This window comes from Amycolatopsis sp. NPDC104863 (genome assembly GCF_055582965.1).
Map to the genome: position 1 here is coordinate 188216 of NZ_JBVJOW010000005.1, position 23723 is coordinate 211938.

Genomic DNA, 23723 nt, shown 5'->3' on the forward strand with positions numbered 1-23723 from the left:
CGCCACCCGCGAGGGACGGCGGTTCGCCGTGACCGGCGCGCGGGTACCTCCGGACTGATCGAACCGGACTCGCTCGGCGCAGAGCGGCGGCCGCTCGTCGTGGCGACGATGCCCCGTTGGCCCGAATGGGCCAAGACTGGACACAGATCCGGCCGGGGTGGACGGACCGCGCCGCCGGCGCCGCAGAGCGGGGAGTGGACGATGGACGGGTTGATGCAGGGCAAGTCGGTCGTGGTGACCGGCGCCGGCCGGGGGCTGGGTGAGGCGTTCGCCGTGCACGTCGCGCGGGCGGGCGGGTCGGTGGTCGTCAACGACATCGACGTCGAGCTGGCCGAGCGGACGGCCGAGAACATCCGCGCGCACGGCGGCCGCGCCGTCGCCAGCGGGCACAGCGTGGCCGACGCCGGGGAGGCGCAGGAGATCGTCGACCTCTGCGTCAAGGAGTTCGGCGGGCTCGACGGCCTGGTCAACAACGCCGGGCTGAACTATGAGGCACTGCCCTGGGAAGACGACGCCGAGCAGGCGCGCGAGCTCGTCCAGGTGAACGTCCTCGGCGTGGTGAACACCGGGCTGGCGGCCATCAAGGCGATGGTCGACGCGGGCACCGGCGGCTCGATCGTCAACATCTCTTCCGGCGCTTCCCTCGGGCAGCGCAAGCTCGGCGTGTACGCGGCGAGCAAGGGCGCGGTCGCGTCCCTCACCTACTCCTGGGCGCTCGACCTCGAAGACGTCGGGATCCGGGTCAACGCCGTCTGCCCGCTCGCGCACACGCGGATGGTCTGGAAGTCCGAACGCTCGCTGCGCGCCTGCCCGCCGGACCGCACGCCGTCGCGGATCGCCCCGGTGGTGCTGTTCCTGCTCGGGGACGGCTCGCACGGCATCACCGGCCAGATGATCCGCTGCAACGGCCCGCAGCTGCACGTCATGGGCCAGCCGTTCCTCAAGCAGCCGATCCTCGAGCGCCCGGTCTGGGACACCGAGACCGTGCAGAAGGCGTTCGACGAGGTCTTCTCCGCCCACCTGGAGAACTACGGCCTGGAAAAGCGCGTCCCGCCGCGGCTGCGCAAGTGGACGGAGACGACCTCGCCCCGCACGGCTTAGGAACCGGCGGCGGGCTCCGGGTCGCGCGCCGCCGCGTAGAGCGTCTCGATGTCCACCGAGTAGCGGTCGTTGATGACCCGGCGCTTGAGCTTGAGCGTCGGGGTCAGCTCGCCGGACTCGGGGGTCCACGCCTTCGGGAGCACGTGGTAGCGCTTGATCTGCTCGATCCGGGCCAGCCGGCTGTTGGCCGACTCGACCGCGCGCTCCAGCTCCGCGCGGACGGCCGGGTGCGAAGCCAGCTCGTCCGGCGTGGCCTCGACGCCGTTCGCCGCGGCCCAGCCGGGCGCGATCTCGTCGTCGAGCACGATCAGCGCGGTCACGTACGGCCGGTCGTCGCCGATCGCGACCGCCTGGCCGATCAGCGGGTGCTCCTTGAGCAGGCCCTCGATCCTCGTCGGCGCGATGTTCTTGCCGCTCGAGGTGATGATCAGCTCTTTCTTGCGGTCGGTGATCGTCACGAAGCCGTCTTCGTCGATCGTGCCGATGTCGCCGGTGGCGTACCAGCCGTCGGCGTCGGTGGCGTCGGCGATCGTGCCGTCCTCCTGCAGGTAGCCGAGGAAGACGATCGGGCCGCGCACGAGCAGCTCGCCGTCGTCGGCGACCTTCACCTCGACGCCGTCCAGCGGCTTGCCGACGGTGCCCGCGCGGAAGTCCGTGCCGGAGTTGGACGTCGCCGCGCCGGTCGTCTCCGACAGGCCCCAGACCTCGCAGATCTCGACCCCGAGGCCGGCCAGGAAGTAGATGATCTCCACCGGCAGCGCGGCCGCGCCGCTCGAGGCGACCAGCAGCTTGTCCAGCCCGAGCAGCGCGCGCACCGGGGCCAGCGCGGCCTCGTCGGTCTTCGCGATCTTGTCGGCCAGCTCGGCCGGCACCGGCTGCCCGGCGCTGCGCAGCTTGTACCCCTGCTGCAGCAGCTCGTTCGCCTGCAGCAACGCGTTGCGCCGGTCTTCGGGCACACTGCCGAGCATGTTCTTCAGGCCGGCGACCATCTTTTCCCACACGCGCGGCACCCCGAAGAAGCTCTGCGGGTGCACCTTGCCGAGCGCGCCGGCGACGGCCGTCGGGTCGGCGAGCGTGTGCACGTGCCCGGCCCACACGATCGGCAGGTAGATCGACAGCTCCCGCTCGGCGATGTGCGCCAGCGGCAGGTACGCGATGTTCGTCGCGTGCATCGGCGGGTGGTGCAGCTCGGTGACCGCGTACGCCTGGTGGATCGCGTTGCGGTGCGAGAGCACGACGCCCTTCGGGTCGCCGGTGGTGCCGGAGGTGTAGATCATCGACAGCGGGTCGTCGGGCTTGATGTCCGGCCACGACCGCTCGAAGGCGTCGGGATCGGCGGCGAGCGCTTCCCGTCCCTGGGCGCGCAGCGCCGCGAAGGAGACGAACCGCTCGTCGCCGGCGGGGATCACGGCTTCGTCCATCACGACGATGTGGCGCAGCGCCGGGAGGTCGCCGAGCACCGGCCGCCAGCGCGCCAGCTCGCTCTCGCCGCCGAGCACCACGACCGGCGCCGCGCTGTGCCGCGCGACGTAGGCGACCTGGTCCGGGCTGAGGGTGGCGTAGGCGGTGCACGGGATCGCGGACAGGTGCGCCGCGGCGAGGTCGGCGACGATGTGGTCGGGGCAGCCGGGCGCCATGATCAGCATCCGGTCACCCGCGGTGAGGCCGAGGCCCGCCAGCCCGCGCGACACCTCGGCGATCGCGGTGCGGAACTCCGACCAGCTCAGCGTCGGCTGGCCTTCGAGGTCGAGCGAGGTGATCGCCGGCAGGTCCGGGTACTCGGCGGCGTTGCGCTGCAGCAGCCGCGGGATCGTCAGGCCTTCGGTCTGCTCGGCGACGGACGGGGTGGTCAACGCTGGCCTCCTCGGTGCTGCGGATGGCCACACTGTAGGGGCTCCGGCGCCGGGTGGATAGAGAATCGCGGCCACGTCAAACACCCCCTTTACCCGCCTTCGCGCGGTCAGCTCCCCACGACCGTCCACAGTGCACACGGGCGCCGGCGCGCGAACCGCGCTTCAATGGAAGGACTACCGACTCCGGGGGGAAGCGATGACGCGTTCGGCTCGTGCACTGCTCGACGAGATCCAGAAGGAGCTCGCGCCGCGCGACGACGACAACCGACTGGTCCCGTTGATCACCGCCGGTCGCGCGCCGCGCGCGGTGTTCGCCGCGTTGGCCGCGGAGGAGAAGCGGATCACGCTCAGCGACTGGCGGAGCTTCCACGCGCTCGCCGCCCGCGCGGACGAGCCGAACGCGCGGACCTTCTTCGGCGGCCTCGCGCCGGGGGAGCAGCAGGCGAACGGGATGCTCGACGCGTTGGTCAAGGCCGCTGGTCCGGACCACGGGAAGGAACGCCCGCGCGCGGGTTGCCAGGCGTACCCGGCGTACGTCGCCTGGCTCGCGCTGAACGGCGAGTCGTCGGCGACCGCGGCGGGGATCTACGCGAACTTCGCCGCCTTCGGCCGGTACTGCGCGGACGTCGCCAAGGGCATGCGGAAGCACTACGGCTTCGGCGACGACGCCTGCGCGTTCTTCGACTTCTTCGCGGCGGATGTGCCGGAAATTGAAGAACAAGCGCTCGCCGCGATCCAGGCCGGCCTCGACGCACACCGGCTCGACGAGCGCGAAGCGCACCTCTACGCCCGCCTCTTCCAGAGCTACGAGCTCCAGTTCTGGAACACCCTCGCCGACGAGTTCCCGGGCTGACCGTCGCGGAACCGGTACCGGGGCCGTCGAAGGTGTCTGGACCACCGCGTTCGCGGAATGGCGGGAATTCCGGCTACTCGCCCGGTGAATCCGCGGCGAAGATGTCGAACGCCGTGCATTTCCGCTTTCCGGAAGGCCGTTGGCCCGAACGAAGCGGGCATGGGGTCCCGCGCCGGCGGGCCCGTGACCTTTCTCACCGAACGATTCACCGCGTTCGTCCGTAGCGGACCCAGCGCCGGGCGGGGCGCGAACGACCGTCGGTCACAGCGTGCACCTTTGCCACGGAACGGAAGTAGCGCTGGGACGAACGTCACGACTTTCGGTGGTGGACTTTCCAAGCGCAGGCAGCAAGTGTGGAAGGGTCACCGTTCCAAGATCACGTTATCGCCACGGACTTGACGCGCCCTGGAGGGCTGCCTAACGTCGTCGCGGGCGAAGCAGACCACGGTGATGTTGATCCGGCTGGTCGGAATCCGGGTGTTGACCGCCTCGGGCGACCCGAAACCATGTACTGCCGGAAGGAAAACGGACCCAGGTGAAGCAGATTTCTCTTCGACGCAACCGGGGATCCTCGATTCGGAAGCGCGTGCTCACGATCGCGCTCATCCCCAGTGTGGCCCTGCTCCTCGTGGGCGTGGCCCTCGCCGGCTACCTCATCTACGACGCCGTCACGGGCCGTGACTACGTCAACCGGATCCGGGGCTCGGAAGCCCCGTCGATCCCGTTCTTCGGCGCGCTGCAGCAAGAGCGCCAGGCGACCCTGAGCCTGCTCGCGGGTCAGGGCAACCAGCGCGCGGTGCTCGCGGCCGTCCGCCCGAAGACGGACCAGAACGCCGCGAAGACGATCGAGTACCTGAAGGACAGCTTCGCGGGTTACGACGACACCCCGCCGAGCGTGCAGAAGAACATCGCCACGTTCTTCGGGCTCTTCCAGCAGCTGCCGCAGACGCGGCAGGCGGTCGACAGCGGCCAGATCCAGATCGGCCAGGCGTACACCTTCTACAACAAGATCATCGACCAGTTCACCGACGGCCTGGCCGGGCTCGCGCAGAACGCCCGTGGCGCGCAGAACGCGTTCGACCGGCTGACCGCGATCCCGATGTTCACCGCGGCCGAAGAGATGCAGCGCAGTGACGCGCTCGCCGCCGCCGGGCTCGCCGCGGGCGGGCTGAGCAACGAGGACTTCCGCACCTACGTCGGCCAGGTCGGCGCCTACCACGCGCAGCTCGACGCGTCGGCGCCGAAGATGATCCCCGAGGTCAAGGCGAAGTACGACCAGCTGCTGGCGAGCCAGCCGTGGCAGACGGTGACCCAGGTCGAAACCGCTTTCCTGCGCGGTGACCTGACCAAGCTGCCGGTGGCGCAGGACCAGTGGCGCACGAGCGCCCGGCTGGTCGGCGACGCCCTGTCCGGCATCTTCGTGCTGCAGAGCTCCAACGCCAGCCAGGCCGCGATCAACGACGCCGACTCGACGTTCACCGAGTCGCTGATCGCCGGTGTGATCGCCGTGCTGTTCGCGGTCTTCGTGGTGTTCGTCGCCGTCCGGCTGTCGAACCGGCTCATCGGCCGGCTGCACCGGCTGCGCGAGGACACCCTCGACGCGGCCGAGGTCCGGCTGCCCGAGCTGGTCGCCCGGGTCCGCGCGGGCGAGCCCGTCGACCTCGAAGAGGGCGGGCACTTCCTCGACCACGGCACCGACGAGATCGGCCAGGTCGCCGACGCGTTCAACAAGGCGCAGCAGACCGCCATCGCGGCCGCCATCGACGAGGCCAAGACCCGTGAGGGCACCAAGACGGTGTTCCTCAACATCGCCCACCGCAGCCAGGTCATCGTGCACCGCCAGCTCAAGGTGCTCGACCAGGCCGAGCGCAAGCAGGAGGACCCGGAGCAGCTGGACACGCTGTTCCAGCTCGACCACCTCTCCACCCGCGCCCGCCGCAACGCCGAGAACCTGATCATCCTCGGCGGCGGGCAGCCGGGCCGGCAGTGGCGCAACCCGGTCGGGCTGGCCGAGCTGGTCCGCGGCGCGTCCGCCGAGACCGAGGACTTCGCCCGGGTCAAGACGGCGGCGCTGCCGCAGATCGCCGTCCGCGGTCCCGTCGTCGGCGACCTCGTGCACCTGCTCGCCGAGCTGATCGACAACGCGACGTCGTTCTCCCCGCCGCAGTCGCGGGTCGAGGTCCGCGGCAACGTGGTCGGCAAGGGTGTCGTGATCGAGGTCGAGGACCAGGGCCTCGGGCTCGAGCCGGACCAGACCGAAGAGATCAACGTGATGCTGGCCGACCCGCCGGACTTCGGGATCATGGCGCTGTCGGACGAGCCGCGCCTGGGCCTGTTCGTGGTCGCGCGGCTGGCCGCCCGCCACGGCATCCAGGTGCACCTGCGGGAGTCGGCCTACGGCGGCACCCGGGCCATCGTGCTGGTGCGCACCGACCTGCTGGCTCCCTTGGCGGAGTCCGAGCCGGAGCAGCCGATCACCCCGCCGAAGCCGGAGCTCGTGCCGAACCCGGTCGAGGCCGACGGCAACGACGAGGTCATGCCGCTCAAGCGGCAGCCGCGCCGCCCGGCGCGCCACCGCACCGAGCCGCCGATGGCCGTCCCGCCGGCACCCGTGGCCCCGCCGGCCCCGGTGCAGCAGCCGCCGTCCGCGCCGACGCCGGTCCCGGTCGGCGTCGTCTCCGAGCCGGTGAGCCAGCCGACGCAGGCCCAGCCGACCCAGGCGCAGCCGGTGGCCCCGGTCCGGCCGCCCTCCCCGCCGTCCCGGCCCGCGCGCCCGGCGCGCCCGGCCGCGCAGCAGCCGGTGTGGCCGCCGCAGGAGCCGCGGGCCTCGGTGCCCGAAGGACGGCCGCAGCAGCCGCGCCGCCCGGAGGCGCCCGGCCGCCCGCCGCTGCCGCAACGGCGACGCCAGCAGAACCTCGTTCCTCAGTTGAAGGAAGATAGGCCCGCACAGGAACGCGAAGAGGTCAGGCTGGATTCGCCGGAGGCCGCCCGCAGCAGGCTGTCCGCCTTCCAGCAGGGCACCCGCCGGGCCCGTGACGAGGAACCCGCCGAGAACGACGACAGGTACGGAGAGCGCGAGTAATGGCCAACTCAGGCGTCAGTGAGCTCGACTGGCTGCTGGACGACCTCGTCAAACGGGTCGCCGGGGCGGATCGCGCGGTGGTCCTGTCCTCGGACGGCCTGCTCATCGGGAGGTCCGGGAACCTCTCCGAGGAGGACGCCGAGCACCTCTCGGCGGTGGCTTCGGCGTTCCAGAGCCTGGCGCGCGGCACCGGGCGGCACTTCGGCGGCGGCAACGTCCGTCAGACGATGGTCGAGATGGACCACGCGTTCCTGTTCGTGACGGCCGCGGGGCGGGGCGCCTGCCTCGCCCTCCTGGCGCGGGAAGACGCGGACATGGGCCTCGTCGCGTACGAGATGAACCTGATGGTGAAGCGGGTCGGGCAGGTACTCACCTCGGCTCCGCGGACCGGCGCCGGCGTCCAGCCCACGTCGCCATGAGCGGACGGCACGAAGCCTGGTTCGACGACGAGGCCGGCCCCCTGGTCCGGTCCTACGCGGTCACGGGCGGCCGCACGCGGTCGGACACCCTGGGGCTCGACCTCATCACGCTGGTGGTCGCGCTGCGCACGGCGCACGAAGCGGGCATGCTCGAACCGGAGTACGCGCGGATCATCGCCCTGTGCCAGCGGCCGGTGTCGGTGGCCGAGGTGGCCGCGCGGGTCGATCTCCCGCTGCCCGTGGTGAAGGTGATGCTGAGCGATCTGATCGAGCAGAACCTGGTGCTGTTCCGTACCGCGGCGCCGGCGCACGAATCCCCCAACAAACACGTACTCCAGGCGGTTCTTGATGGCATCCGGAAACTCTGATCCCCGGCGGAACCTGACCGCGACCGCGGTCAAGGTGCTCATCGCCGGCGGCTTCGGGGTCGGCAAGACCACGATGGTCGCCTCGGTGAGCGAAGTGCCGCCGCTGCGCACCGAAGAGGTCATCACCACCGCGTCCGAGGGTGTCGACGACCTGTCGGGCATCGAGCAGAAGACGACCACGACGGTCGCGCTGGACTTCGGCCGCATCACGATCAACCCCGACCTGATCCTGTACCTGTTCGGCACGCCCGGGCAGGACCGGTTCTGGTTCATGTGGGACGAGCTGGCGGAGGGCGCGCTCGGCGCCGTCGTGCTGGCCGACACCCGCCGGCTGGACAGCTGCTTCGCGGCGGTGGACTTCTTCGAGCGCCGGAACCTGCCGTTCGTCGTCGGCGTGAACTGCTTCGACGGCGCGTACCGCTACGGCACCGAGGAGGTCCGGCAGGCGCTCGACGTCGGCATGGACGTCCCGCTGCTGCTGTGCGACGCCCGCGAGCGGGAGTCGACGAAGCAGGTGCTCACCAGCCTGATGGAACACGTGATGGCGCGGTCCGACCTGGCAGCCGCCCAGGGCGGGTACTGATTGAACCTCATTCCGGTCAGGCCGGCGCTACGGATCGCAACGCGCTCGCACGTAGTGACCGTTGCGCCGGCCGACGGCTGAATGAGGTTCACAGGACCGCGCTCGGGGGTCTTCTACCGGCGACGCTTGATGAGCGTGTCGACGGCGTAGCGGCCCGGGCCGATCGCGGCGAACAGCAGGAAGATCCACGCGTAGACGGCGGCGGGCTCGCCCATGTTCTGCAGCGGCAGCAGGCCCATCGGGGCGTGCACGGTGAAGTAGGCGTAGGCCATCACACCGGACAGCAGCAGCGCGGCGGGCCTGCTGGCCAGCCCGACCAGCAGGAACAGGGCGCCGACGAGCTCGAAGACGCTGCCCCACCAGCCGGGGAACGAGCCGAACGGGACCCCGCCGCCGCCCTGGCCGTCGACGCCACCGAAGAAGCCGAATCCCTGCAGGCCGTGGAAGCCGAACAGGAACGAGATCACGATCCGGCTCGCGGAGACGACCAGGCCGGTCACCGGAGCGGTCTTGGTCTCGGTGCGGGTGGCGGCGGTCTGGGTCTTGGGGGCGATCGTGGTGGTCATTTGGGGTTCCTTCCCTGGGTTCTTCCTTGCCTTCTGCCTACGCGTCGAGTGGGTTCCCGCCGGATCGACAACCCCGCGGAACTTTTTTCGCGGGGTTTCGGCAGACTGGGTGGATGGCGGGCAAACGCAGTGCCGGGCTCCTGCTCCACCGCGGGCGGGGCGAGGCCGTCGAAGTGCTGCTCGGGCACATGGGCGGGCCGTTCTGGGCGAAGAAGGACGCGGCGGCGTGGTCGCTGCCGAAGGGCGAGCTCGAGCCGGACGAGGAGCCGCAGGCGGCCGCGCGGCGCGAGTTCGAAGAGGAGCTGGGCCTGCCCGCGCCTTCGGGTGAGTACGTGCTGTTGGGCGAGGTGAAGCAGTCGGGCGGCAAGGTCGTGACGGCGTGGGCGGTCGAGGCCGACCTCGACCCGGCGGCGGTGGTGCCCGGGACGTTCAGCATGGAGTGGCCCCCGCGCTCGGGCCGGCAGCAGGAGTTCCCCGAGGTGGACCGGGTCGAATGGTTCCCGCTCGAGGTGGCGCGCGAGAAGCTGCTGAAGGGCCAGCTGCCGTTCCTGGACCGGCTGCTCGCGCTAGCGGGTCAGTAGGTCCTCGAGCGGCTTGGCGGTGAACGACGGCAGCACGACGTCCGCCCGCCCGAAGTCGAGGCTCTCGGTGATGGCGTTCGGCACGGCGACGCAGGTCAGTCCGGCGGCCTTGGCGGCGGTGACGCCGTGCGGAGTGTCCTCGAAGGCGATGGCTTCGTTCGCGGCTGTGTCCAGTGCGGCGATCGCGGCCAGGTAGAGGTCCGGGTCGGGCTTCGCCTTGTGGCGGTCCCCGGTGAGCACGGCGTCGAAGTAGCCCGCGATGCCGAGCCGTTCGAGGTGCGGGTTCACCCAGCCCCCGGACGAGCTGGAGGCGACGGCCAGCTTGAGGCCGTGCGCCTTGGCCGAGTCGAGGTAGCTCCGGACGCCGTCGCGAGGCCCGAGGGTTTCGAGCAGCTCGAAGACCCGGGCCTTGGTCCGCGGCCGCAGCGCCTCGGTGTCGACGCCCGGAACGAGCTCGGCGAGCAGGTCGAACATCGCGGGCGTGGTGTGCTGCGTGCCGATGACGGCGTACCAGGCGTCGAGCGGCAGTTCGGTCCCGTGCGCCCGGAAGGTTTCCTGCCAGGAGCGAAGGACGGCGGACTCGGTGTCGGCGAGGGTCCCGTCGAAGTCGAAGACCAGGGCGCGGGTGGGCACGTTTGCACCCTGCCCGGTGGGTGATCGCTCAGGCAAGGGAGGTGTGACGAGCCCGAAAGGCGGCGAGGGCCGCTTCTCCGCGCAGGGCGAAGACGATCTCCTCGATCGGACCGGGCTCGGCCTCGGTGACCGTCGCCAGCGCGATCCCCGCGGCCGACTCGAGCGGCCAGCGGTAGATCCCGGTGGAGATGGCGGGGAAGGCGACCGTCTTCGCGCCGAGCTCCCCGGCGACCTTCAGCGAGTTGCGGTGGCAGTCGGCGAGGAGCCCGGAGCGGTCCTCGGAATCCGACCACACCGGGCCGACGGTGTGCACGACCCACCGGGCGGGCAGGTTCCCGGCGGTGGTCGCGACGGCCTGGCCGGTCTTGAGGCCTTTCCCGTAGTGCCCGGCCCGCAGCTTCCGGCACTCGGCGAGGATCTCGGGGCCACCCTTGCGGTGGATGGCCCCGTCGACCCCGCCGCCGCCGAGCAGCGACGAGTTGGCCGCGTTGACCACCACGTCGACCGCTAGGGTCGTGATGTCGGCGTCGACAATAAGGATGCGCACGAGATCGATCCTGCCGGACATACTGGCTCGGTGCTGCTGGATTTCATCGCGGAGCTGGCCACCGAGGAGTACCTGCTGGCTCCCGGGGATCCCCTCGCCGAAGCCCGGCAGAACACCTGGCACGTCGGGGCGTCCCCGGAGCAGCGGGCGGAGCTGCCGGGTGACCGTGTCGTCGCCGCGTTCGAAGCCGTGGCCTCGTCCCTCGGCGGGCCCGCGACTTTCTACGTCTGGCACGACGAGCAGGTCGGCGCCCTCAAGGCCTCGCTGTCGTCGCTCGGCCCCGGCGAGCTGCCCTTCGGGGCCGAGTACGAGCCGGTCGGCGAACTCGGGCCGATCGTGGAAGCTTTCCTCGCCGACCCGAGCCCCGGTTCCGTGCCGTGGAGCGCGCTCGAACCCGTGTCCACGGAGGAGCCCGAGCCGGCGCTGCCGCCCTTTCCTGTCTGGGTCCGGGTGATCGCCGGCTAGCCGAGGAAGAACTTCGCCAGGACCGGAGCCAACGCCGGGGCCTTCACGATGTGCGTCTGGCCCGGCAGTGTCCGGTACTTCGCCGACGGCAGGACCTTCGCCAGCGACGCCACGCCGTTGCGCATCCAGGCCGGGCTGCGGTCGCCGTCGATGGCCAGGGTCGGGACCTTCACCTCGGGCCAGGCCGCCGGCAGGGGGTTGCCCGACTGGTGGTCGCCCATCACCGCCGTGTCGTACGGGATCGTGTGGGCCACCTTCTTGAGCTTGCCCCAGAACGGCATGATCCGCATCGTCGCGACCGTCGCCTTGCCGAGGCCGACCCCTTCGGTCATGAACATCTTGACCGCCTTGCCGCGCTTCCCCGCGCTCAGCGCCGCGTCGAGCCGGGCCGGGTAGTCGGCCGGGACGCGGGGGCGCGTGTCGTCGACGACGAACGGGGGTTCGTACAGCGCCAGCTTCGTCACCGGGAGGCTGCGGGCCGCCTCGAGCGCGAGCCCGGCGCCGGAGGAGATGCCGAACAGGAACACCTCGCCGCCCGCCTCCTTGGCGAGCGCGGCGAGGTCCTCGACCTCACGCTCGACCGAGTACGGCCCGCCTTCGGTGCTTTCGCCCCGGCCGCGGCGGTCGTAGGTGTACACCGTGAACTGCCCGGCGAGCTCCTTCGCGAGCGCGTCGTTGGGGGACGAGCCGCGGTAGCTCATCGCGCCGTCGACGAGGACGAGCGCGGGGCCGGACCCCGTGCGGGTGTAGGCGATCTTCGTGCCGTCGGCGGAAACCGTCGTGCTCATGGGAGTTCTCCTTTCAGGCGACGGGGCGCCGGATCAGGTGGGCGGACGTCGTCGCGAGCCACGTCCAGGCGATCACGACGGCCGCCCAGAAGCCGAGGATGACGGCCGGGCTCGTCGATCCGGACGCTACGCCCGCGAAGCCTACGAGGAACGCCAACCCGCTGATCCGCGAGTACCACGCCCGGGCGGGCGTGAGGTGCGAACCGATCGCGAAACAGGCCGCGACCAGGGCGGCGAAGCCGATCCCGCCGCAGACGAAGTGCAGCGTGCCGTGCCAGCTGACCGACGCGGGCGGCCCGGCCGGCGTGCCGAGCGGGAAGCCGTCCTGCGGGTCGGCGCGGAAGGCGCCGGCGCAGATCAGGCTGACGCCGTAGACGGCGAGCAGTCTCGGCCCCCACCGGCCGGGCAGGGCCCGCCGGATCCCGGCGGCGGCCGCGAGCGTGAGCACGCCGGTGACGACGAAGTTCGTGATCTGGACCCAGCCGAGCGACCCGTTCGACAGGACGCTCGCCGGGTGCCGGGTCAGGTCGAAACCGGCCCGGGTCACGGCTTGGAGCAGTCCGGTGAGGACGAAGACGGGTCCGGCGAGGATCCCGCAGGTCAGGAGGGTGCGAGTGGTCGAAGGGGTGAGGGACTGGGGGCGGATCGCGGTGGTGGTCATGGCGGACAGCCTGGCATCCGACGATCGAAACTGTCAAGACAAAAAAACTTGTCGGTGGCGGAGTGGCCCAGAGGTGGCCTTGGCGCGTCGAGCGCCCAAGGCCACCTTCAGACGAGGTCAGGCCGCGCGCAGGGTGAGGAGCGTGATCTCGCTCGGCGCGAAGATCCGGAACGGCGGCCCCCAGAACCCGGTGCCCCGGCTGTTGTACAGCTGGGTCGGGCCGTGGCGGGTCAGGCCGGACAGCGTCGGCTGGTCGAGCCGCACCAGCAGGTGGAACGGCCAGATCTGGCCGCCGTGTGTGTGGCCGGAGATCTGCAGGTCGACCGCCGCCTCGCGGGCCTGGGTCACCTGCTTGGGCTGGTGGGCCAGGAGCACCACCGGGACGTCGGCCGGGCGGTCGGCCAGGGCGCGCTCGAGGTCGGGGCCGTGGCCGGGCAGGCCGGACGACGTGCCCGTCGGGTCGTCGATGCCGGCGAACAGGATCCGGTCGCCGCCGCGCTCGAGGAGCGTCGAGCGGTTGTGCAGCGTGTCCCAGCCGAGGCCGGCCATGTGGTCGAGCCAGGCCTGCGCCTCGCCGAAGTACTCGTGGTTGCCGGTGATGTAGAACCGCCCGAGCGCGGCCTGGACGCCGCCCAGCGGGTCGACCTGCTTGCGGCGCTTCGCCACCGCGCCGTCGGCGAGGTCGCCGGCGTGGCAGACGACGTCCGCGTCCAGGGCGTTCACCGCGGCGACGACCTTCTCCGACCACTTCGTCCGGTCGATCGGGCCGAAGTGCGTGTCCGTCAGCACCGCGACGCGCAGGCCGTCGAGGCCCGGGCCGAGCCGCGGGACGACCACGTCGGTCGCCTTCACCGGCGGCACCCGCATCGCGACGCGGTTCCCGTGCACGAGCAGGCCGGCCGCGACCAGCAGGGTCGCGCCCGCGACGATCCGCGACCGCGCCGGGTCGTCGACGCCCAGCAGCGCGACCCGCAGCACCAGGCTCAGGATCGACCAGCTGAACAGCACCCAGATCACGGCCAGCAGGGAGTCGCCGAGCCGGGCGCCGCCGTCACGCTGGCGCTTCCCGTGCCCGAAGACCATCGCGACCGGCATCGTGACCAGGCCCGCGGCCAGCACCGCGGTGCCGGCGATCGTGCCGGCGGTGCCCCAGTCCGGCGCGAGGACGAGCGTCCACCACGGCACGCCGAAGAGCAGGAGCAGCGCCAGGATCGGCACGACGACTAGTTGGCCTCTCATCGAACCAGGTTACAGCCCATCGGGCTGTTAGCACTTCGGCTACCCTGGAGCGGAGGGAAGGGGGACGGCTGCCGTGAACACGTTGCTGGAGCTGGCGTTCCCCGTCGTGGCCAGCCCGACCGCGCTGGTCGCCTTCGCCTCCCTCGCCGCCGCGAGCCTCCTGGTCGTGCTGCTGGTCGGCAGCACCCACCGCAGTGAGCTCGCCCTCTGGTCGGCGCCGGTGCGCAGCCGCGCCACCGCCCTGCGCCGCCGGGCCCGGCGCGCCGAGTCGATCCGGCTCCGCGATCCCGGCAGAGCCGGGCGAAGCAGGCCACGAGCACCCGGGTTCCGCAGCACGGCTGCGTAGGAACCTTCTTCGACGCAGCCATTCCGCGTACCCCCGTTCCTTCCACTCGTGCGGAGTGCTGCCCATGTTCGGCTTTCTCGACGTGCCCGTTTCCGGCGCGTACCACCTGATCCACTGGCTGCTCGCGGCCACGGCGTTCACCGGCCCGCTGTCCACCGCGCTGGCCATCGTCCTGTTCACCCTCGGCGTGCGGCTTCTGCTGCACCCGCTCGCCCGGTCGGCGGCCCGCGGCGAACGCGCCCGGGCCGTCCTGATGCCCGAAATCCGGGCACTCCAGGAGAAGCACGGGAAGGACCGCGAACGGCTGGCCGCGGAGATGACCAAACTGCAGCAGGAGTCCGGGACGTCGCTGTTCGTCGGCTGCCTGCCGATGCTGCTGCAGCTGCCGTTCTTCACGATCATGTACCGGCTCTTCACCACGGCGACGATCGGCGGCGAGCCCAACTCGCTGCTCGGCGCGACCTTGTTCGGGACGCCGCTGGGCGCGCACGGCCTGGCCGGCAGCCCGCTCGTGTTCGTGATCGCGGCCGGGCTCGCGGTGGTCGCGTGGTTCTCGGTGCGCTGGCAGGACCGCCACCGCGACACCACCGCCGAGGTGCCCGGCGGGAAGCTCTTGCGGCTGCTGCCCTACGGCACCGTGCTGGCGACGCTGATCGTGCCGCAGGCCGCCGGGATCTACCTGCTCACCACCACCGCGTGGAGCGCGGCCGAGCGGGCGTTGTTACGACGCGGCTCGTAGGCGTCGCCAGTTCTCGACGGCTTCCTCGGCGTCCACGAACGCCACGGTGAGCGGCGGGCCGGTGTGGTGGTTGAGGTAGGCCTGGCGGATCCGCGTGTTGAGGTCTTCGACGAGCTCCCGCACGTCCCGTTCGGTCCGCTGCCCGGCGAGCTTTTCGGGCAGGTCCTGCACTTCGCGCTTGAGCGCGAGCGCCGGCGGCAGCAACGCCTTCGTGTCGTGGCCGCCGGCGCGGACCTGCCGGAGCACCCAGTCGGTGGCGGCGTCGTTGCCGGTGGGCCTCGGCAGCGGCTTGCCGGCGCCGGGCAGGTCGTCGAACTCGCCGCGGTCGTGGGCTTCGCCGATCTGGCGGTCCACCCACCAGCGGAAGGACACCTTGGGCGGCTTGCGTCGGGTCATCTCCTCACACCCCCTCGTCCGCTTCCCAGGGTAGTCTCCCGGGCGGAGGAGCGAGGGGAACGCATGACCGCCGAACGCACTGGCGCCGACGACGTCGACCGGACGCTCGCGCTGCTCTGGCGCGCCCGGGGCGGCGCGGCCGAACCGACCCGGGGCCGCCGTCCGACGCTGACGATCGAGCGGATCGTCGCTGCCGCGATCACGGTCGCGGACGCCGACGGGCTGGCCGCCGCGTCGATGCACCGGGTCGCCAAGGAGCTCGGCGCGGGCACGATGACGCTCTACACCTACGTGCCCGGCAAGGCCGAGCTGGTCGACCTGATGGTCGACGACGTGCTCGTCGAGCGGCGGCTGCCCGGCCCGGGCGAGCCGCGGCCGCGGGACTGGCGCGAGCAGGTGGCGTTGTATGCCCGGCGGACCCGCGAGGCGTACCGGAACCACTCGTGGCTGTGCGAGGTTTCGCGCGTCCGGCCGCCTTTGGGCCCGGGTCAGCTGGCCGGACAGGAGTACCTGCTGTCCATCATGGACGAACTGGGTTTGCCGCCGCGGCAGGCAGTGGCTGCGGCCAACGGGATCGGTACGTACGTCGACGCGAACGCCGCGCTCGGCGCGGAGAACACGCGGCTGGAGCGCAGCACCGGGCAGTCGACCGAGTCCTGGTGGCACCAGCGGTCTTCGTTCTGGGAGAACTACTTCGTGGTCGACGCGCACCCGTCGATGAACCGGATCTGGCTCGGCGGCGGGTTCGACGAGAGCGCGAAGACCCAGGGCGAGTCGGCGTACGAGTTCGGCCTGAACCGCATGCTGGACGGCATCGAAGCCCTCGTGAGTGATAAGTAGGGTTCTAACCCGAATTACCACTCACGACGCTAGCGGCGGACGCGCCACCTCGACCGGCGCCGCTCCTGCCGGGGCACCGCCGGCTCCGGCAACGTCGTGTCCCCACGCAGGACGTCGCGGCAGACCGGGTCGAACCGGCCGGGCGCCTCGATCATCGGGGCGGCCAGCACCACGTGGCCGCACACCGCGCGGAACCGTCCGTCGTGCCGGCCCGCCGCGAACTCGTCCTCGGTGACGGCGTGGGTGTAACCGTCGGTGTCGCAGCGGATGTGCACGAGGAACGGCTCCACCGGGCTCACCCCGCCGGGCTCGTCGTCGTGCTGGTTTCGGTCGGCGTGCTCGCCGAGTCCGCCGGCGTGGTGGCGGTGGTGCTCGGCGGCGGGGTGGTCGTGGTGCTGGTCGCGGGCGGCGGCGTGGTGGGCGTCGTCGGCGTGGTCGGGTTCGTGGACGTCGGTTTGGTCGACGTCGGCGTGCTCGACGTCGGGCTGCTGCTACTGGTCGGCGGGGTCGACGTGCCGGGCAGCGAGCCCGGCGGCTGCGCGGTCACCGGCGGCGCCGGCGGGGCGGGGACGCCGACCGGGGCGCCCGCGGCGGCGGCGTCCGGGGCGGCGGGCGCGCCGATGGGCACCTCGCTGTCGGGGAGCTGGGCCACCCCGCCGCGGTAGGCCGCTGCCCACGCCATCACCGTGTCCACATAGGACTGGGAGTTGTTGTAGCGGCGCACGGCGATGCGCTGCCCGGCGTCGGTCGAGAGGTCGAGCCCGCCCGAGCACAGGTAACGCGCGGTGGCCAGCGCCTCGTCGTAGATGTTGTTCGGGTTCGACACGCCGTCGCCGTTGCCGTCGGAGGCGTACCCGCGCCACGTCGACGGGATGAACTGCGTCGGGCCGACCGCGCGGTCCCACACCGGGTCGCCGTCGTACTTGCCGCCGTCGGTGTCCGCGATCGCGGCGAACGCGCCGGCGCCGTTGAGCACCGGGCCGAGGATCGGCTCCAGGGTGTCGCCGTTGGCGTTGACGTACCCGCCGCGCGCGTGGTTCGACTCGATCCGGCCGATGCTGGCGATCAGCGCCCAGTCGAGGTGGCAGTTCGGCTGCTCCTTGGCGAGGATCGCGGCGGCGTTCTGGTACGCCTTGAGCATGCTCGCCGGGATGCCGACCGGCCCGGAGATGCCCGCCGAGCCGGCGCGCCCGCCCGGCACGACCAGCGGTGTCGGCAGCGGCGGCTGGGGCAGGCTGCCGTCGACGGCGATCGGCGGCATCACGATGTTCGGCTGCTGCAGCGGCGCCGCCTGGTCGGGCAGCTTGGTGCCGGCGTCGGCGATCACGACCGGCGCGGGCAGGCCCGTGGTCAGTGTGGGCAGCACGACGAGCGCCCCACCGGCGAGCGCGACGGCGGCCCGGCGGACCGTGCGCGAGCTCTTGCGACGTGGCCGGTGCTTCGGCATGGTCGTCCCACTTCCCTCGATACTCCGCTGATCGCCTCACCCGATCGGCCCCACCCACCGGTACTGGCCGGTAGGAGCAAGCTATCCGATGGAACCAAACTTTGGCGAATGGCACAGCAAAATCGGTGCGTCCAAGAGAAGTTCGTCCGGATGGCACAAAACCTTCGTCGGGAATCTGTCACATTCACCAAGACTTAACGCGTGCCTGAGGAGAGTTTGTCCAGCAGGACACCGGGCACGGTGATCCCACGGTGCGTGACGTCCGAAGAAAACCGCCGGACGAGCGAATCCGACGGCGTCGCGGTGAACGTGACGACTTCGCGGTGCAACGCCGGCTTCAGCCGCCGGAGCGCGCCGGCGAAGGTGCGGGTCAGGGCCGTCGTCGGGACCAGGGCCACGCCGAGCCCGGCCGCCGCGAGCTGAGCCGCCGTCCCCGCCTGCTTCGTCCGCATCACCGCGCCGAGCGCGCTTCCGCGCCGCGCCGCCTCCTCGTCCAGCCAGCCGCCGAGGCCGTTGTCCGGGTGGTAGTGCACCACCGGCAGCTCGGCCAGCTCCGCCATCGTCAGCGCGGTCCGCGTCGCGAGCGGGTGGTCGGCGGCCAGCGCGACGACGATCTCCTCGCGCCCCACCACTTCGGCCGGCCCGCTCCAGCGGCTCGGCCGCGGCCCGACGGCGACGTCCGCTTCCCCCGCCTCCAGGGCCCTGACCAGCGCGTCCGCGCTCGTGGTCTCCGTCAGCGTGATCACGACGTCCGGGCGGCGCCGGTGCCAGGCCCGCAGCACCGGCGCGAGCAGCCCGGCGGTCATCGTCTCCGCGCACGCGATCCGCAGGGTGCCGCCGCCCCCGCCGGCCACCGCGCGGCCGGTCCGGACCAGGCGGTCGGCGGCGGCCAGCGCGGCTCGCGCGTCTTCGACCACGGCCCGGCCCACCGCGGTCGGCCGCACCCCGCGGGGCAGCCGTTCCAGCACCGGCGCGCCCAGTTCCCGTTCGAGCGCGCCGATCTGGTGGGACAGCGCGGGCTGCGAGAGGTGCAGCCGCGCGGCCGCCTCGGTGACCGATCCCGCGTCCAGCACCGCGACCAGGCACTCGAGCGCGCGCAACGTAGGCATCAGCGGATTCTATCGCAGCCATCGAAAACATTCGGATCGTGACGGGATTGTTCCGGGGCCGCCGCGCGCTGGAACCGGGGTGCGAGACGAAAGGAGCACGGAAATGTCGTTCGAAGGAAAGCGGCTGGTGGTGGTCGGCGGGAGTTCGGGCATCGGCCGCCGGATCGCGGCGGACGCCCGCGCGGCGGGCGCCGAAGTCGTCTTGGCCGGGCGGAATCCAGCGAGTGTGCGCGAGCCCGGAATGCGCGCCGCATTCGCGGATCTCGGCGAGGAATCGTCGCTGAAAGCGCTTGCCGAAGAAGTGGGTGAACTCGACTACCTGGTCTCGCTGGCCTCGGCGCCGGCGAACGGACCGCTCACGACGCTGGACCGCGACGCGGTCACGAGGGCTTTCGACGCCAAGGTGATCGGCCCGCTGATGCTGGCGAAGCACTTCGGCCCGCGGTTCCGCGAAAACGGGGCCATGGCGCTCTTCTCCGGGTTCGCCGCCTGGCGCCCGGCCCGCGAACGCGCCGTCATGGTCACCACGAACGGCGCCGTGGCGTTCCTCGCGGAAGCGCTCGCGGTGGAGCTCGCGCCGGTCCGGGTCACCGCGATCTCGCCCGGCATCGTCGACTCCGGCGCGTGGGACCGCCTCGGGGAAGGGAAGGCCGAGCTGTTCCGCCGGACCGCGGAGACGAACCCGGCACGCCGGGTGGGCGGGCCCGCGGACATCGCGGCGGCGACCCTGCAGGCGCTGGTGAACCCGTTCGTCACGGGCACGGTCCTGCACGTGGACGGCGGCGCGCGGCTCGCTTAGGAACGCAGGGTGAACGAGCCTTTACACGAGCCCCGCCCATTCCTATGATCGGCCGACCGGACGCACCGCCGTCGTCCGGTCGGCCCAGGGTGGAGGGTTTGATGGCACGCAGGGTTTCGCGCGGCGACGCGGTCACGGTCGCCGAGCTGCTGAACCGGTCCGCGGCGGAGGACCGTGACCGGCTGCCGGGCGCGCAGGCGCGGCACCGGGAAAAGCCGCAGGTCATGCGTTCGCTGGCGCGGTTGCGGGTGTTCTCGGTGGTGGCCGGCGCGCTGGCGCTGACCGGCGGGGTCGCCACGGCGATGTCGATGCCGACGCAGCGGAGCGCGGGTGCGGTCTGGCCGCCGGTCGGACTGGAACCCGTGGCCGTCCCGCTGGTTCCTTTTCCTGGCGAAGTGACAGTTCCGCCCGCTAAGCCGACTCCGGAATCCGTGGCGCCGCCAGTGGAGCAGCACGAAATAGTTCCGGCCGCAGTGGTTCAGGAATCGAATTCCGGAGTCGCGCCCGCCCATCGCGGAAAGCTCGCGAAAGCGGTCAAGATCGTCGGGAAGGCAAAACCGAAGCAGCAGCAGCCGCCGAAGCAGGCGGCTCCGGTGCGGCACACGATCCCGGACGTCCCGGCGTGGTCGTCCGGCCGGCCCCACCAGCAGCAGCGCCACCACGGTGACCACCACGGCCGGCATCGGTGCTGACTTCGCGGACCTCAGGGGCCGAGCGGGATCTGGTACTGCATGAACCCCTTGTCGAGCGCGACCTGGTCGTACAGCCGGCGGGCGGTCGAGTTCGACGTCTGGGTGTGCCAGTAGACGCGCACACAACCCTGCTCCCGAGCCCAGTCGGCGACGGCTTCGATCAGCGCCCGGCCGACGCCGCGCCCGCGGGCCCGGGTGTCGGTGAACAGGTCCTGCAGGTAGCAGACGTCCGCCGAAGTCGTGCTGGCGTGGGTGAGGAAGTGGACGATGCCGACGAGCTCACCGTCGAGACGCGCGCCGAGCGCGTGCAGCCGCTCGCCGGTGCCGAACTCGGCCCACGCGCGGTCCATCAGCTCGGGCGCGAGCGTCCGGCCGTAGAACGTGTTGTAGCCGGCGAACAAGTTTTCCCAGGCCGGCCGGTCTTCCGCGGTGAGGCCCCCGATTCGGATCATGCGGCGAGGCTAGCCCGGCGGTTGACCGGTTCGGTGAACACACCGGACACAACTGGTGAGTAAGGTGACGGACCCGAATCCGATTCATAGAATCACCAGCCATCAGGTCCGGTCGTGAAGCAGCGGAGGTTGTTGATGGCGAGCACGGCGCACCGTGCCAGTGGCAGGCCCGTCACGGTGGGGGAGCTGATGCTCCGGCCGGACGTCCACGGCAGACGTCGGCCCGAAGACCTCGAAGTCCTCGAACTCGCCTACCGCATGCGCCGCCGGGTCGGCCCCGAGCCGGCCGCGGTCCCCGCCGTGTCGACGCGTTCCCGCGCGCTGGCCGTCGTGACCGGGCTCTGGCGGCGCAAGCCCCGGTAGCCGGTCTCCTTCCGTAGGCCACCCTCGTCGAGGGTGGCCTTTTTTGTGCCCGCGGCTGCACGTGTGCGCGCCCGCTCTGTGCAAAGTTGCTCGATACGACGATTGACGATGCACAAAACTGCACCTACCGTGACAGCTGTTGCGCACAACCGGCACGGATGGGGAGTTCATGAGCGGGACCTTCATGGCGGCGGAGATCGCCAGCCAGCCCGGCTGCTGGCGTGAGGCGGGCGGGTTCGCCGAGGCGAACGCCGGCCTGCTGCCCGCGCCGGGCGCCCGGGTGGCGATCGTCGGCTGCGGCACGTCGTGGTTCGTCGGCCAGGCGTACGCGGTGCTGCGCGAAACCGCCGGGCTCGGCGAGACCGACGCCTTCGCCGCGTCGGAGTTCCCGGTGGGGCGCGCCTACGACCACGTCCTCGCGCTCAGCCGCTCGGGGACGACGACCGAGGTGCACACGCTGCTCGCGAAGCTGCGCGGCCGCACCCGGACCACGGCCATCACCGGGGTGCCCGCCGAGATCGAGGGCGCCGCCGACACCGTCGTCGACCTGTCCGCCGTGGACGAACGGTCGGTGGTGCAGACCCGGTTCGCCACCACGGCGCTGGTGATGCTGCGCGCGCACCTGGGCGAAGACCTGACCGAGGTCGTCGCCCAGGCCGAGCAGGTGCTGGCCGAGCCGCTGCCGGAGTCGCTGGTCGGCGCCGGGCAGTTCAGCTTCCTCGGGACCGGCTGGTCGGTCGGGATCGCGAACGAGGCCGCGCTCAAGTTCCGCGAGGCGTGTCTGCTGTGGACGGAGTCCTACCCGGCGTGGGACTACCGGCACGGCCCGATCAGCATCAGCGAGCCGGGCCGGGTGACCTGGATGTTCGGCAGCGCGCCGGACGGGCTCGCCGACGACGTCCGCCGCGCGGGCGGCACCTTCGTCCAGAGCGGCCTCGACCCGCTCGCCGACCTCGTCCGGGCCCAGCTCGTGGCCGGCGCGATCGCGCGCCGCAAGGGCCTGGACCCGGACAACCCGCGCAGCCTCACGAGATCCGTCGTCCTCACATGATCGTCACCGTGACGCCGAACGCGGCGCTCGACGTCACGTACACAGTGGACAGCCTGGTGCCGGACACCGTGCACCGGGCGCGCGACGTCCGGCGCCGGGCGGGCGGCAAGGGGGTCAACGTCGCCCGCGTGCTGCACACGCTGGGCGCCGACGTCCGCGCGATCGCCACCGCCGGCGGGGCCACCGGGGCCGAGCTCGCGGCGGACCTCGGCGCCGCCGGGCTGGCCGCGGAGCTGGTGCCGATCGCCGGGGAGACGCGCCGCACGACGACCGTCCTGTCCGCCGTGGACGGTTCGGTCACCCTGCTCAACGAGCCGGGCCCGGAGCTGAGCGCGGCGGAGTGGGCGCTGCTGGCCGAGCGGGTCCGCCGCCGCGTCCCGGACGTGCTGGTCTGCTCCGGCAGCCTGCCCCCGGGCGCGCCACCGGACGGCTTCGCCCGGCTGCTCGGCGACCGGCCGTCCATCTTGGACACCTCCGGCGCCGCGCTGCTGGCCGGGCTGGCGGGCCGGCCGTCCGTCGTCAAGCCGAACGCCGACGAGCTGCGCGAGGTCACCGGCCTGAGCGACCCGGTCGCGGCGGCGCGGGAGCTGCGCCGCCGGGGCGCGGGAGCCGTCGTCGTCTCACTTGGCGCCGAGGGCCTGCTCGCGGTCACGGCGTCGGGCACCTGGCACGCGACGCCGTCCACCGTCCTCACCGGCAACAGCACCGGGGCGGGGGACGCCGTGGTCGCGGCGCTCGCGCTCGGGCTCAGCCACCGCGAGCCGTGGCCGGAGATCCTCCGCCGGGCCGTCGCGCTCTCCGGCGCGGCCGTGCTCGGGCCGCTCGCGGGGGACGTCGACCTCGAGCACTACCACCGGGAACGGGGGCTGGTCGCCGTGCGCGCCCGGCCGGAACAGGAGTTGTGATGCCTCTGGTGGGCACCGGGGAGATCGTCGCGGCCGCCGCGGCGGCCGGGCGGGGCTGTGGCGCGTTCAACGCGATCCAGCTCGAACACATCACCGCGATCGTCGAAGGCGCGGCGCTGGCGGACGCGCCGGTGATCGTCCAGCTCAGCCAGAACGCCGTGCGGTACCACGGCGCGCTGGCGCCGATCGGCGGCGCGGCGCTGGCCGTCGCGCGGGCGGCGGAAGCACGGGTCGCCGTGCACCTCGACCACGCCGAATGCCGCGACCTCGTGCGCGAAGCCGTCGCACTCGGGTTCGGGTCGGTCATGTTCGACGCGTCCAAACTGGACTACGCCGACAACGTCCGCGAGACCCGCGAGATCGCCGCGTTCTGCCACGACCACGGCGTCTGGGTGGAGGCCGAGCTCGGCGAGGTCGGCGGCAAGGACGGGGTGCACGCGCCGGGCGCGCGCACGGACCCGGCCGAGGCCGCGGAGTTCGTCGCGGCCACCGGGGTCGACGCGCTCGCCGTCGCCGTCGGCAGCTCGCATGCGATGCTGACCCGGGACGCCACTTTGGACTTCGATCTGATCGCCCGGCTGCGCGCGGAGGTGCCGGTGCCGCTGGTGCTGCACGGCTCGTCCGGGGTGCCCGACGAGGGCCTCGCCGAAGCCGTGCGGGCGGGCATGACGAAGGTCAACATCGCCACCCAGCTCAACAAGGTGTTCACCGCGGCCGCCGCGGGAGACTGGCGCGCGCACCCCGAACGGGTCGACCCGCGCAAGTACCTGGGCGCGGCCCGCGACGCGGTAGCTGGTGAAGTGCGCCGATTGTTAGGTGTCCTCATGTTGACAGATGCGTGAAAG

29 protein-coding genes are annotated in these 23723 nt (G+C 72.0%); 17 read left to right on the forward strand and 12 right to left on the reverse strand.

Features of this window, described 5'->3' with window-relative positions; translation table 11 throughout:
- The first annotated feature begins 201 nt into the window (after positions 1-201).
- Positions 202-1101, forward strand: a complete 900-nt coding sequence (locus tag ACZ63J_RS27760; protein ID WP_465303087.1) for an SDR family NAD(P)-dependent oxidoreductase — start codon at positions 202-204, stop codon at positions 1099-1101.
- On the opposite strand, the gene ACZ63J_RS27765 is transcribed toward ACZ63J_RS27760, so the two are convergent.
- Positions 1098-2954, reverse strand: a complete 1857-nt coding sequence (locus ACZ63J_RS27765) for an AMP-dependent synthetase/ligase (RefSeq protein ID WP_465402149.1) — start codon at positions 2952-2954, stop codon at positions 1098-1100. The genes ACZ63J_RS27760 and ACZ63J_RS27765 overlap by 4 nt on opposite strands.
- Before the next feature lie 196 nt (positions 2955-3150).
- Here ACZ63J_RS27765 and ACZ63J_RS27770 point away from each other — a divergent pair, with 196 nt between their 5' ends.
- The 5 genes from ACZ63J_RS27770 to ACZ63J_RS27790 all read left to right on the forward strand — a co-directional run bounded on the left by ACZ63J_RS27770 (position 3151) and on the right by ACZ63J_RS27790 (position 8259).
- On the forward strand, positions 3151-3807 hold the full coding sequence (locus ACZ63J_RS27770) for a transcriptional regulator (RefSeq protein ID WP_465402147.1): 657 nt from the start codon (positions 3151-3153) through the stop codon (positions 3805-3807).
- 586 nt (positions 3808-4393) lie between these two features.
- Positions 4394-6889: a sensor histidine kinase gene (locus ACZ63J_RS27775; RefSeq protein ID WP_465402146.1), complete on the forward strand. Its 2496-nt coding sequence runs from the start codon at positions 4394-4396 to the stop codon at positions 6887-6889.
- Positions 6889-7308: a roadblock/LC7 domain-containing protein gene (locus ACZ63J_RS27780; protein ID WP_395925796.1), complete on the forward strand. Its 420-nt coding sequence runs from the start codon at positions 6889-6891 to the stop codon at positions 7306-7308. The genes ACZ63J_RS27775 and ACZ63J_RS27780 overlap by 1 nt, the downstream gene beginning before the upstream one ends.
- On the forward strand, positions 7305-7676 hold the full coding sequence (locus tag ACZ63J_RS27785; protein ID WP_465303095.1) for a DUF742 domain-containing protein: 372 nt from the start codon (positions 7305-7307) through the stop codon (positions 7674-7676). Before ACZ63J_RS27780 ends, ACZ63J_RS27785 begins: the two co-directional genes overlap by 4 nt.
- Positions 7657-8259 carry a GTP-binding protein gene (locus tag ACZ63J_RS27790; protein WP_465303097.1) on the forward strand — a complete coding sequence of 201 codons (603 nt, stop codon included), beginning with the start codon at positions 7657-7659 and terminating at the stop codon, positions 8257-8259. Before ACZ63J_RS27785 ends, ACZ63J_RS27790 begins: the two co-directional genes overlap by 20 nt.
- A gap of 113 nt (positions 8260-8372) precedes the next feature.
- On the opposite strand, the gene ACZ63J_RS27795 is transcribed toward ACZ63J_RS27790, so the two are convergent.
- Positions 8373-8825, reverse strand: coding sequence for a DoxX family protein (locus tag ACZ63J_RS27795; RefSeq protein ID WP_465439661.1), 453 nt, complete (start codon positions 8823-8825; stop codon positions 8373-8375).
- Positions 8826-8938: 113 nt separating this feature from the next.
- Here ACZ63J_RS27795 and ACZ63J_RS27800 point away from each other — a divergent pair, with 113 nt between their 5' ends.
- A complete protein-coding gene (locus tag ACZ63J_RS27800) occupies positions 8939-9406 on the forward strand; it encodes an NUDIX hydrolase (RefSeq protein WP_465402142.1) in 468 nt (155 codons plus the stop codon).
- Here ACZ63J_RS27800 and ACZ63J_RS27805 read toward each other — a convergent pair.
- Positions 9392-10039 carry an HAD family hydrolase gene (locus ACZ63J_RS27805; protein ID WP_465402140.1) on the reverse strand — a complete coding sequence of 216 codons (648 nt, stop codon included), beginning with the start codon at positions 10037-10039 and terminating at the stop codon, positions 9392-9394. The two genes, ACZ63J_RS27800 and ACZ63J_RS27805, sit on opposite strands and share 15 nt — an antisense overlap.
- A gap of 28 nt (positions 10040-10067) precedes the next feature.
- The gene (locus tag ACZ63J_RS27810) at positions 10068-10607 is read right to left on the reverse strand and encodes an O-acetyl-ADP-ribose deacetylase (RefSeq protein ID WP_465402138.1); all 540 of its coding nucleotides are present in this window, start codon (positions 10605-10607) and stop codon (positions 10068-10070) included.
- 9 nt (positions 10608-10616) lie between these two features.
- On the opposite strand from ACZ63J_RS27810, the gene ACZ63J_RS27815 reads away from it, so the two are divergent.
- On the forward strand, positions 10617-11051 hold the full coding sequence (locus ACZ63J_RS27815; RefSeq protein ID WP_465402136.1) for a hypothetical protein: 435 nt from the start codon (positions 10617-10619) through the stop codon (positions 11049-11051).
- Here ACZ63J_RS27815 and ACZ63J_RS27820 read toward each other — a convergent pair.
- The 3 genes from ACZ63J_RS27820 to ACZ63J_RS27830 form a co-directional block, all read right to left on the reverse strand.
- Positions 11048-11839, reverse strand: a complete 792-nt coding sequence (locus tag ACZ63J_RS27820; RefSeq protein WP_465402134.1) for an alpha/beta fold hydrolase — start codon at positions 11837-11839, stop codon at positions 11048-11050. The two genes, ACZ63J_RS27815 and ACZ63J_RS27820, sit on opposite strands and share 4 nt — an antisense overlap.
- Positions 11840-11852: 13 nt before the next feature.
- Positions 11853-12500 (reverse strand): DUF998 domain-containing protein, encoded by a 648-nt coding sequence (locus ACZ63J_RS27825; protein ID WP_465402132.1) that lies wholly within the window; start codon positions 12498-12500, stop codon positions 11853-11855.
- 117 nt (positions 12501-12617) lie between these two features.
- Positions 12618-13739, reverse strand: a complete 1122-nt coding sequence (locus tag ACZ63J_RS27830) for a metallophosphoesterase (RefSeq protein WP_465402131.1) — start codon at positions 13737-13739, stop codon at positions 12618-12620.
- 73 nt (positions 13740-13812) lie between these two features.
- Between ACZ63J_RS27830 and ACZ63J_RS27835 the strand changes: the two genes are divergently transcribed.
- Together ACZ63J_RS27835 and ACZ63J_RS27840 are read left to right on the forward strand one after the other, a co-directional pair.
- Positions 13813-14085 carry a DUF6412 domain-containing protein gene (locus ACZ63J_RS27835; protein ID WP_465402129.1) on the forward strand — a complete coding sequence of 91 codons (273 nt, stop codon included), beginning with the start codon at positions 13813-13815 and terminating at the stop codon, positions 14083-14085.
- Positions 14086-14149: 64 nt separating this feature from the next.
- Positions 14150-14824 (forward strand): YidC/Oxa1 family membrane protein insertase, encoded by a 675-nt coding sequence (locus ACZ63J_RS27840; protein ID WP_465402128.1) that lies wholly within the window; start codon positions 14150-14152, stop codon positions 14822-14824.
- Here ACZ63J_RS27840 and ACZ63J_RS27845 read toward each other — a convergent pair.
- Positions 14807-15220: a DnaJ family domain-containing protein gene (locus tag ACZ63J_RS27845; RefSeq protein WP_465402126.1), complete on the reverse strand. Its 414-nt coding sequence runs from the start codon at positions 15218-15220 to the stop codon at positions 14807-14809. The two genes, ACZ63J_RS27840 and ACZ63J_RS27845, sit on opposite strands and share 18 nt — an antisense overlap.
- A 63-nt stretch (positions 15221-15283) precedes the next feature.
- Between ACZ63J_RS27845 and ACZ63J_RS27850 the strand changes: the two genes are divergently transcribed.
- Positions 15284-16060 carry a TetR/AcrR family transcriptional regulator gene (locus ACZ63J_RS27850; RefSeq protein ID WP_465402124.1) on the forward strand — a complete coding sequence of 259 codons (777 nt, stop codon included), beginning with the start codon at positions 15284-15286 and terminating at the stop codon, positions 16058-16060.
- 29 nt (positions 16061-16089) lie between these two features.
- Here the strand turns inward: ACZ63J_RS27850 and ACZ63J_RS27855 are convergent, their stop codons facing one another.
- From ACZ63J_RS27855 to ACZ63J_RS27865, 3 genes are all read right to left on the reverse strand, one after another.
- Complete coding sequence (locus ACZ63J_RS27855; protein ID WP_465336464.1) at positions 16090-16350, reverse strand: hypothetical protein; 261 nt, start codon at positions 16348-16350, stop codon at positions 16090-16092.
- 5 nt (positions 16351-16355) lie between these two features.
- Positions 16356-17507, reverse strand: a complete 1152-nt coding sequence (locus tag ACZ63J_RS27860; RefSeq protein WP_465402123.1) for a lytic transglycosylase domain-containing protein — start codon at positions 17505-17507, stop codon at positions 16356-16358.
- Positions 17508-17701: 194 nt separating this feature from the next.
- Positions 17702-18616: a LysR family transcriptional regulator gene (locus ACZ63J_RS27865; RefSeq protein ID WP_465402122.1), complete on the reverse strand. Its 915-nt coding sequence runs from the start codon at positions 18614-18616 to the stop codon at positions 17702-17704.
- Between the two features lie 103 nt (positions 18617-18719).
- Here ACZ63J_RS27865 and ACZ63J_RS27870 point away from each other — a divergent pair, with 103 nt between their 5' ends.
- Together ACZ63J_RS27870 and ACZ63J_RS27875 are read left to right on the forward strand one after the other, a co-directional pair.
- Complete coding sequence (locus ACZ63J_RS27870; protein ID WP_465402120.1) at positions 18720-19415, forward strand: SDR family oxidoreductase; 696 nt, start codon at positions 18720-18722, stop codon at positions 19413-19415.
- Between the two features lie 101 nt (positions 19416-19516).
- Positions 19517-20107 (forward strand): hypothetical protein, encoded by a 591-nt coding sequence (locus ACZ63J_RS27875; protein WP_465402118.1) that lies wholly within the window; start codon positions 19517-19519, stop codon positions 20105-20107.
- An 11-nt stretch (positions 20108-20118) separates the two neighbouring features.
- On the opposite strand, the gene ACZ63J_RS27880 is transcribed toward ACZ63J_RS27875, so the two are convergent.
- Complete coding sequence (locus ACZ63J_RS27880; protein WP_465402117.1) at positions 20119-20559, reverse strand: GNAT family N-acetyltransferase; 441 nt, start codon at positions 20557-20559, stop codon at positions 20119-20121.
- A 135-nt stretch (positions 20560-20694) separates the two neighbouring features.
- On the opposite strand from ACZ63J_RS27880, the gene ACZ63J_RS27885 reads away from it, so the two are divergent.
- The 4 genes from ACZ63J_RS27885 (at position 20695) to ACZ63J_RS27900 (ending at position 23720) form a co-directional block, all read left to right on the forward strand.
- Entirely contained in the window at positions 20695-20922 is a 228-nt protein-coding gene (locus ACZ63J_RS27885; protein WP_465402115.1) for a hypothetical protein, read from the forward strand.
- 169 nt (positions 20923-21091) lie between these two features.
- On the forward strand, positions 21092-21973 hold the full coding sequence (locus ACZ63J_RS27890) for an SIS domain-containing protein (RefSeq protein WP_465402113.1): 882 nt from the start codon (positions 21092-21094) through the stop codon (positions 21971-21973).
- A complete protein-coding gene (locus tag ACZ63J_RS27895) occupies positions 21970-22878 on the forward strand; it encodes a 1-phosphofructokinase family hexose kinase (protein WP_465402111.1) in 909 nt (302 codons plus the stop codon). Before ACZ63J_RS27890 ends, ACZ63J_RS27895 begins: the two co-directional genes overlap by 4 nt.
- A complete protein-coding gene (locus ACZ63J_RS27900; protein WP_465402109.1) occupies positions 22878-23720 on the forward strand; it encodes a class II fructose-bisphosphate aldolase in 843 nt (280 codons plus the stop codon). Before ACZ63J_RS27895 ends, ACZ63J_RS27900 begins: the two co-directional genes overlap by 1 nt.
- Positions 23721-23723 lie beyond the last annotated feature (3 nt).

Bases quoted from the DNA above. Each gene is read 5' to 3' on its own strand.
- ACZ63J_RS27825 (WP_465402132.1), bottom strand. From the start codon at position 12,500: ATGACCACCACCGCGATCCGCCCCCAGTCCCTCACCCCTTCGACCACT.
- ACZ63J_RS27880 (WP_465402117.1), bottom strand. From the start codon at position 20,559: ATGATCCGAATCGGGGGCCTCACCGCGGAAGACCGGCCGGCCTGGGAA.
- ACZ63J_RS27850 (WP_465402124.1), top strand. From the start codon at position 15,284: ATGACCGCCGAACGCACTGGCGCCGACGACGTCGACCGGACGCTCGCG.
- ACZ63J_RS27885 (WP_465402115.1), top strand. From the start codon at position 20,695: ATGGCGAGCACGGCGCACCGTGCCAGTGGCAGGCCCGTCACGGTGGGG.
- ACZ63J_RS27785 (WP_465303095.1), top strand. From the start codon at position 7,305: ATGAGCGGACGGCACGAAGCCTGGTTCGACGACGAGGCCGGCCCCCTG.
- ACZ63J_RS27795 (WP_465439661.1), bottom strand. From the start codon at position 8,825: ATGACCACCACGATCGCCCCCAAGACCCAGACCGCCGCCACCCGCACC.
- ACZ63J_RS27780 (WP_395925796.1), top strand. From the start codon at position 6,889: ATGGCCAACTCAGGCGTCAGTGAGCTCGACTGGCTGCTGGACGACCTC.
- ACZ63J_RS27890 (WP_465402113.1), top strand. From the start codon at position 21,092: ATGAGCGGGACCTTCATGGCGGCGGAGATCGCCAGCCAGCCCGGCTGC.
- ACZ63J_RS27810 (WP_465402138.1), bottom strand. From the start codon at position 10,607: ATGTCCGGCAGGATCGATCTCGTGCGCATCCTTATTGTCGACGCCGAC.
- ACZ63J_RS27900 (WP_465402109.1), top strand. From the start codon at position 22,878: ATGCCTCTGGTGGGCACCGGGGAGATCGTCGCGGCCGCCGCGGCGGCC.
- ACZ63J_RS27840 (WP_465402128.1), top strand. From the start codon at position 14,150: ATGTTCGGCTTTCTCGACGTGCCCGTTTCCGGCGCGTACCACCTGATC.
- ACZ63J_RS27760 (WP_465303087.1), top strand. From the start codon at position 202: ATGGACGGGTTGATGCAGGGCAAGTCGGTCGTGGTGACCGGCGCCGGC.
- ACZ63J_RS27875 (WP_465402118.1), top strand. From the start codon at position 19,517: ATGGCACGCAGGGTTTCGCGCGGCGACGCGGTCACGGTCGCCGAGCTG.
- ACZ63J_RS27860 (WP_465402123.1), bottom strand. From the start codon at position 17,507: ATGCCGAAGCACCGGCCACGTCGCAAGAGCTCGCGCACGGTCCGCCGG.
- ACZ63J_RS27845 (WP_465402126.1), bottom strand. From the start codon at position 15,220: ATGACCCGACGCAAGCCGCCCAAGGTGTCCTTCCGCTGGTGGGTGGAC.
- ACZ63J_RS27865 (WP_465402122.1), bottom strand. From the start codon at position 18,616: ATGCCTACGTTGCGCGCGCTCGAGTGCCTGGTCGCGGTGCTGGACGCG.
- ACZ63J_RS27830 (WP_465402131.1), bottom strand. From the start codon at position 13,739: ATGAGAGGCCAACTAGTCGTCGTGCCGATCCTGGCGCTGCTCCTGCTC.
- ACZ63J_RS27895 (WP_465402111.1), top strand. From the start codon at position 21,970: ATGATCGTCACCGTGACGCCGAACGCGGCGCTCGACGTCACGTACACA.
- ACZ63J_RS27820 (WP_465402134.1), bottom strand. From the start codon at position 11,839: ATGAGCACGACGGTTTCCGCCGACGGCACGAAGATCGCCTACACCCGC.
- ACZ63J_RS27870 (WP_465402120.1), top strand. From the start codon at position 18,720: ATGTCGTTCGAAGGAAAGCGGCTGGTGGTGGTCGGCGGGAGTTCGGGC.
- ACZ63J_RS27770 (WP_465402147.1), top strand. From the start codon at position 3,151: ATGACGCGTTCGGCTCGTGCACTGCTCGACGAGATCCAGAAGGAGCTC.
- ACZ63J_RS27800 (WP_465402142.1), top strand. From the start codon at position 8,939: ATGGCGGGCAAACGCAGTGCCGGGCTCCTGCTCCACCGCGGGCGGGGC.
- ACZ63J_RS27790 (WP_465303097.1), top strand. From the start codon at position 7,657: ATGGCATCCGGAAACTCTGATCCCCGGCGGAACCTGACCGCGACCGCG.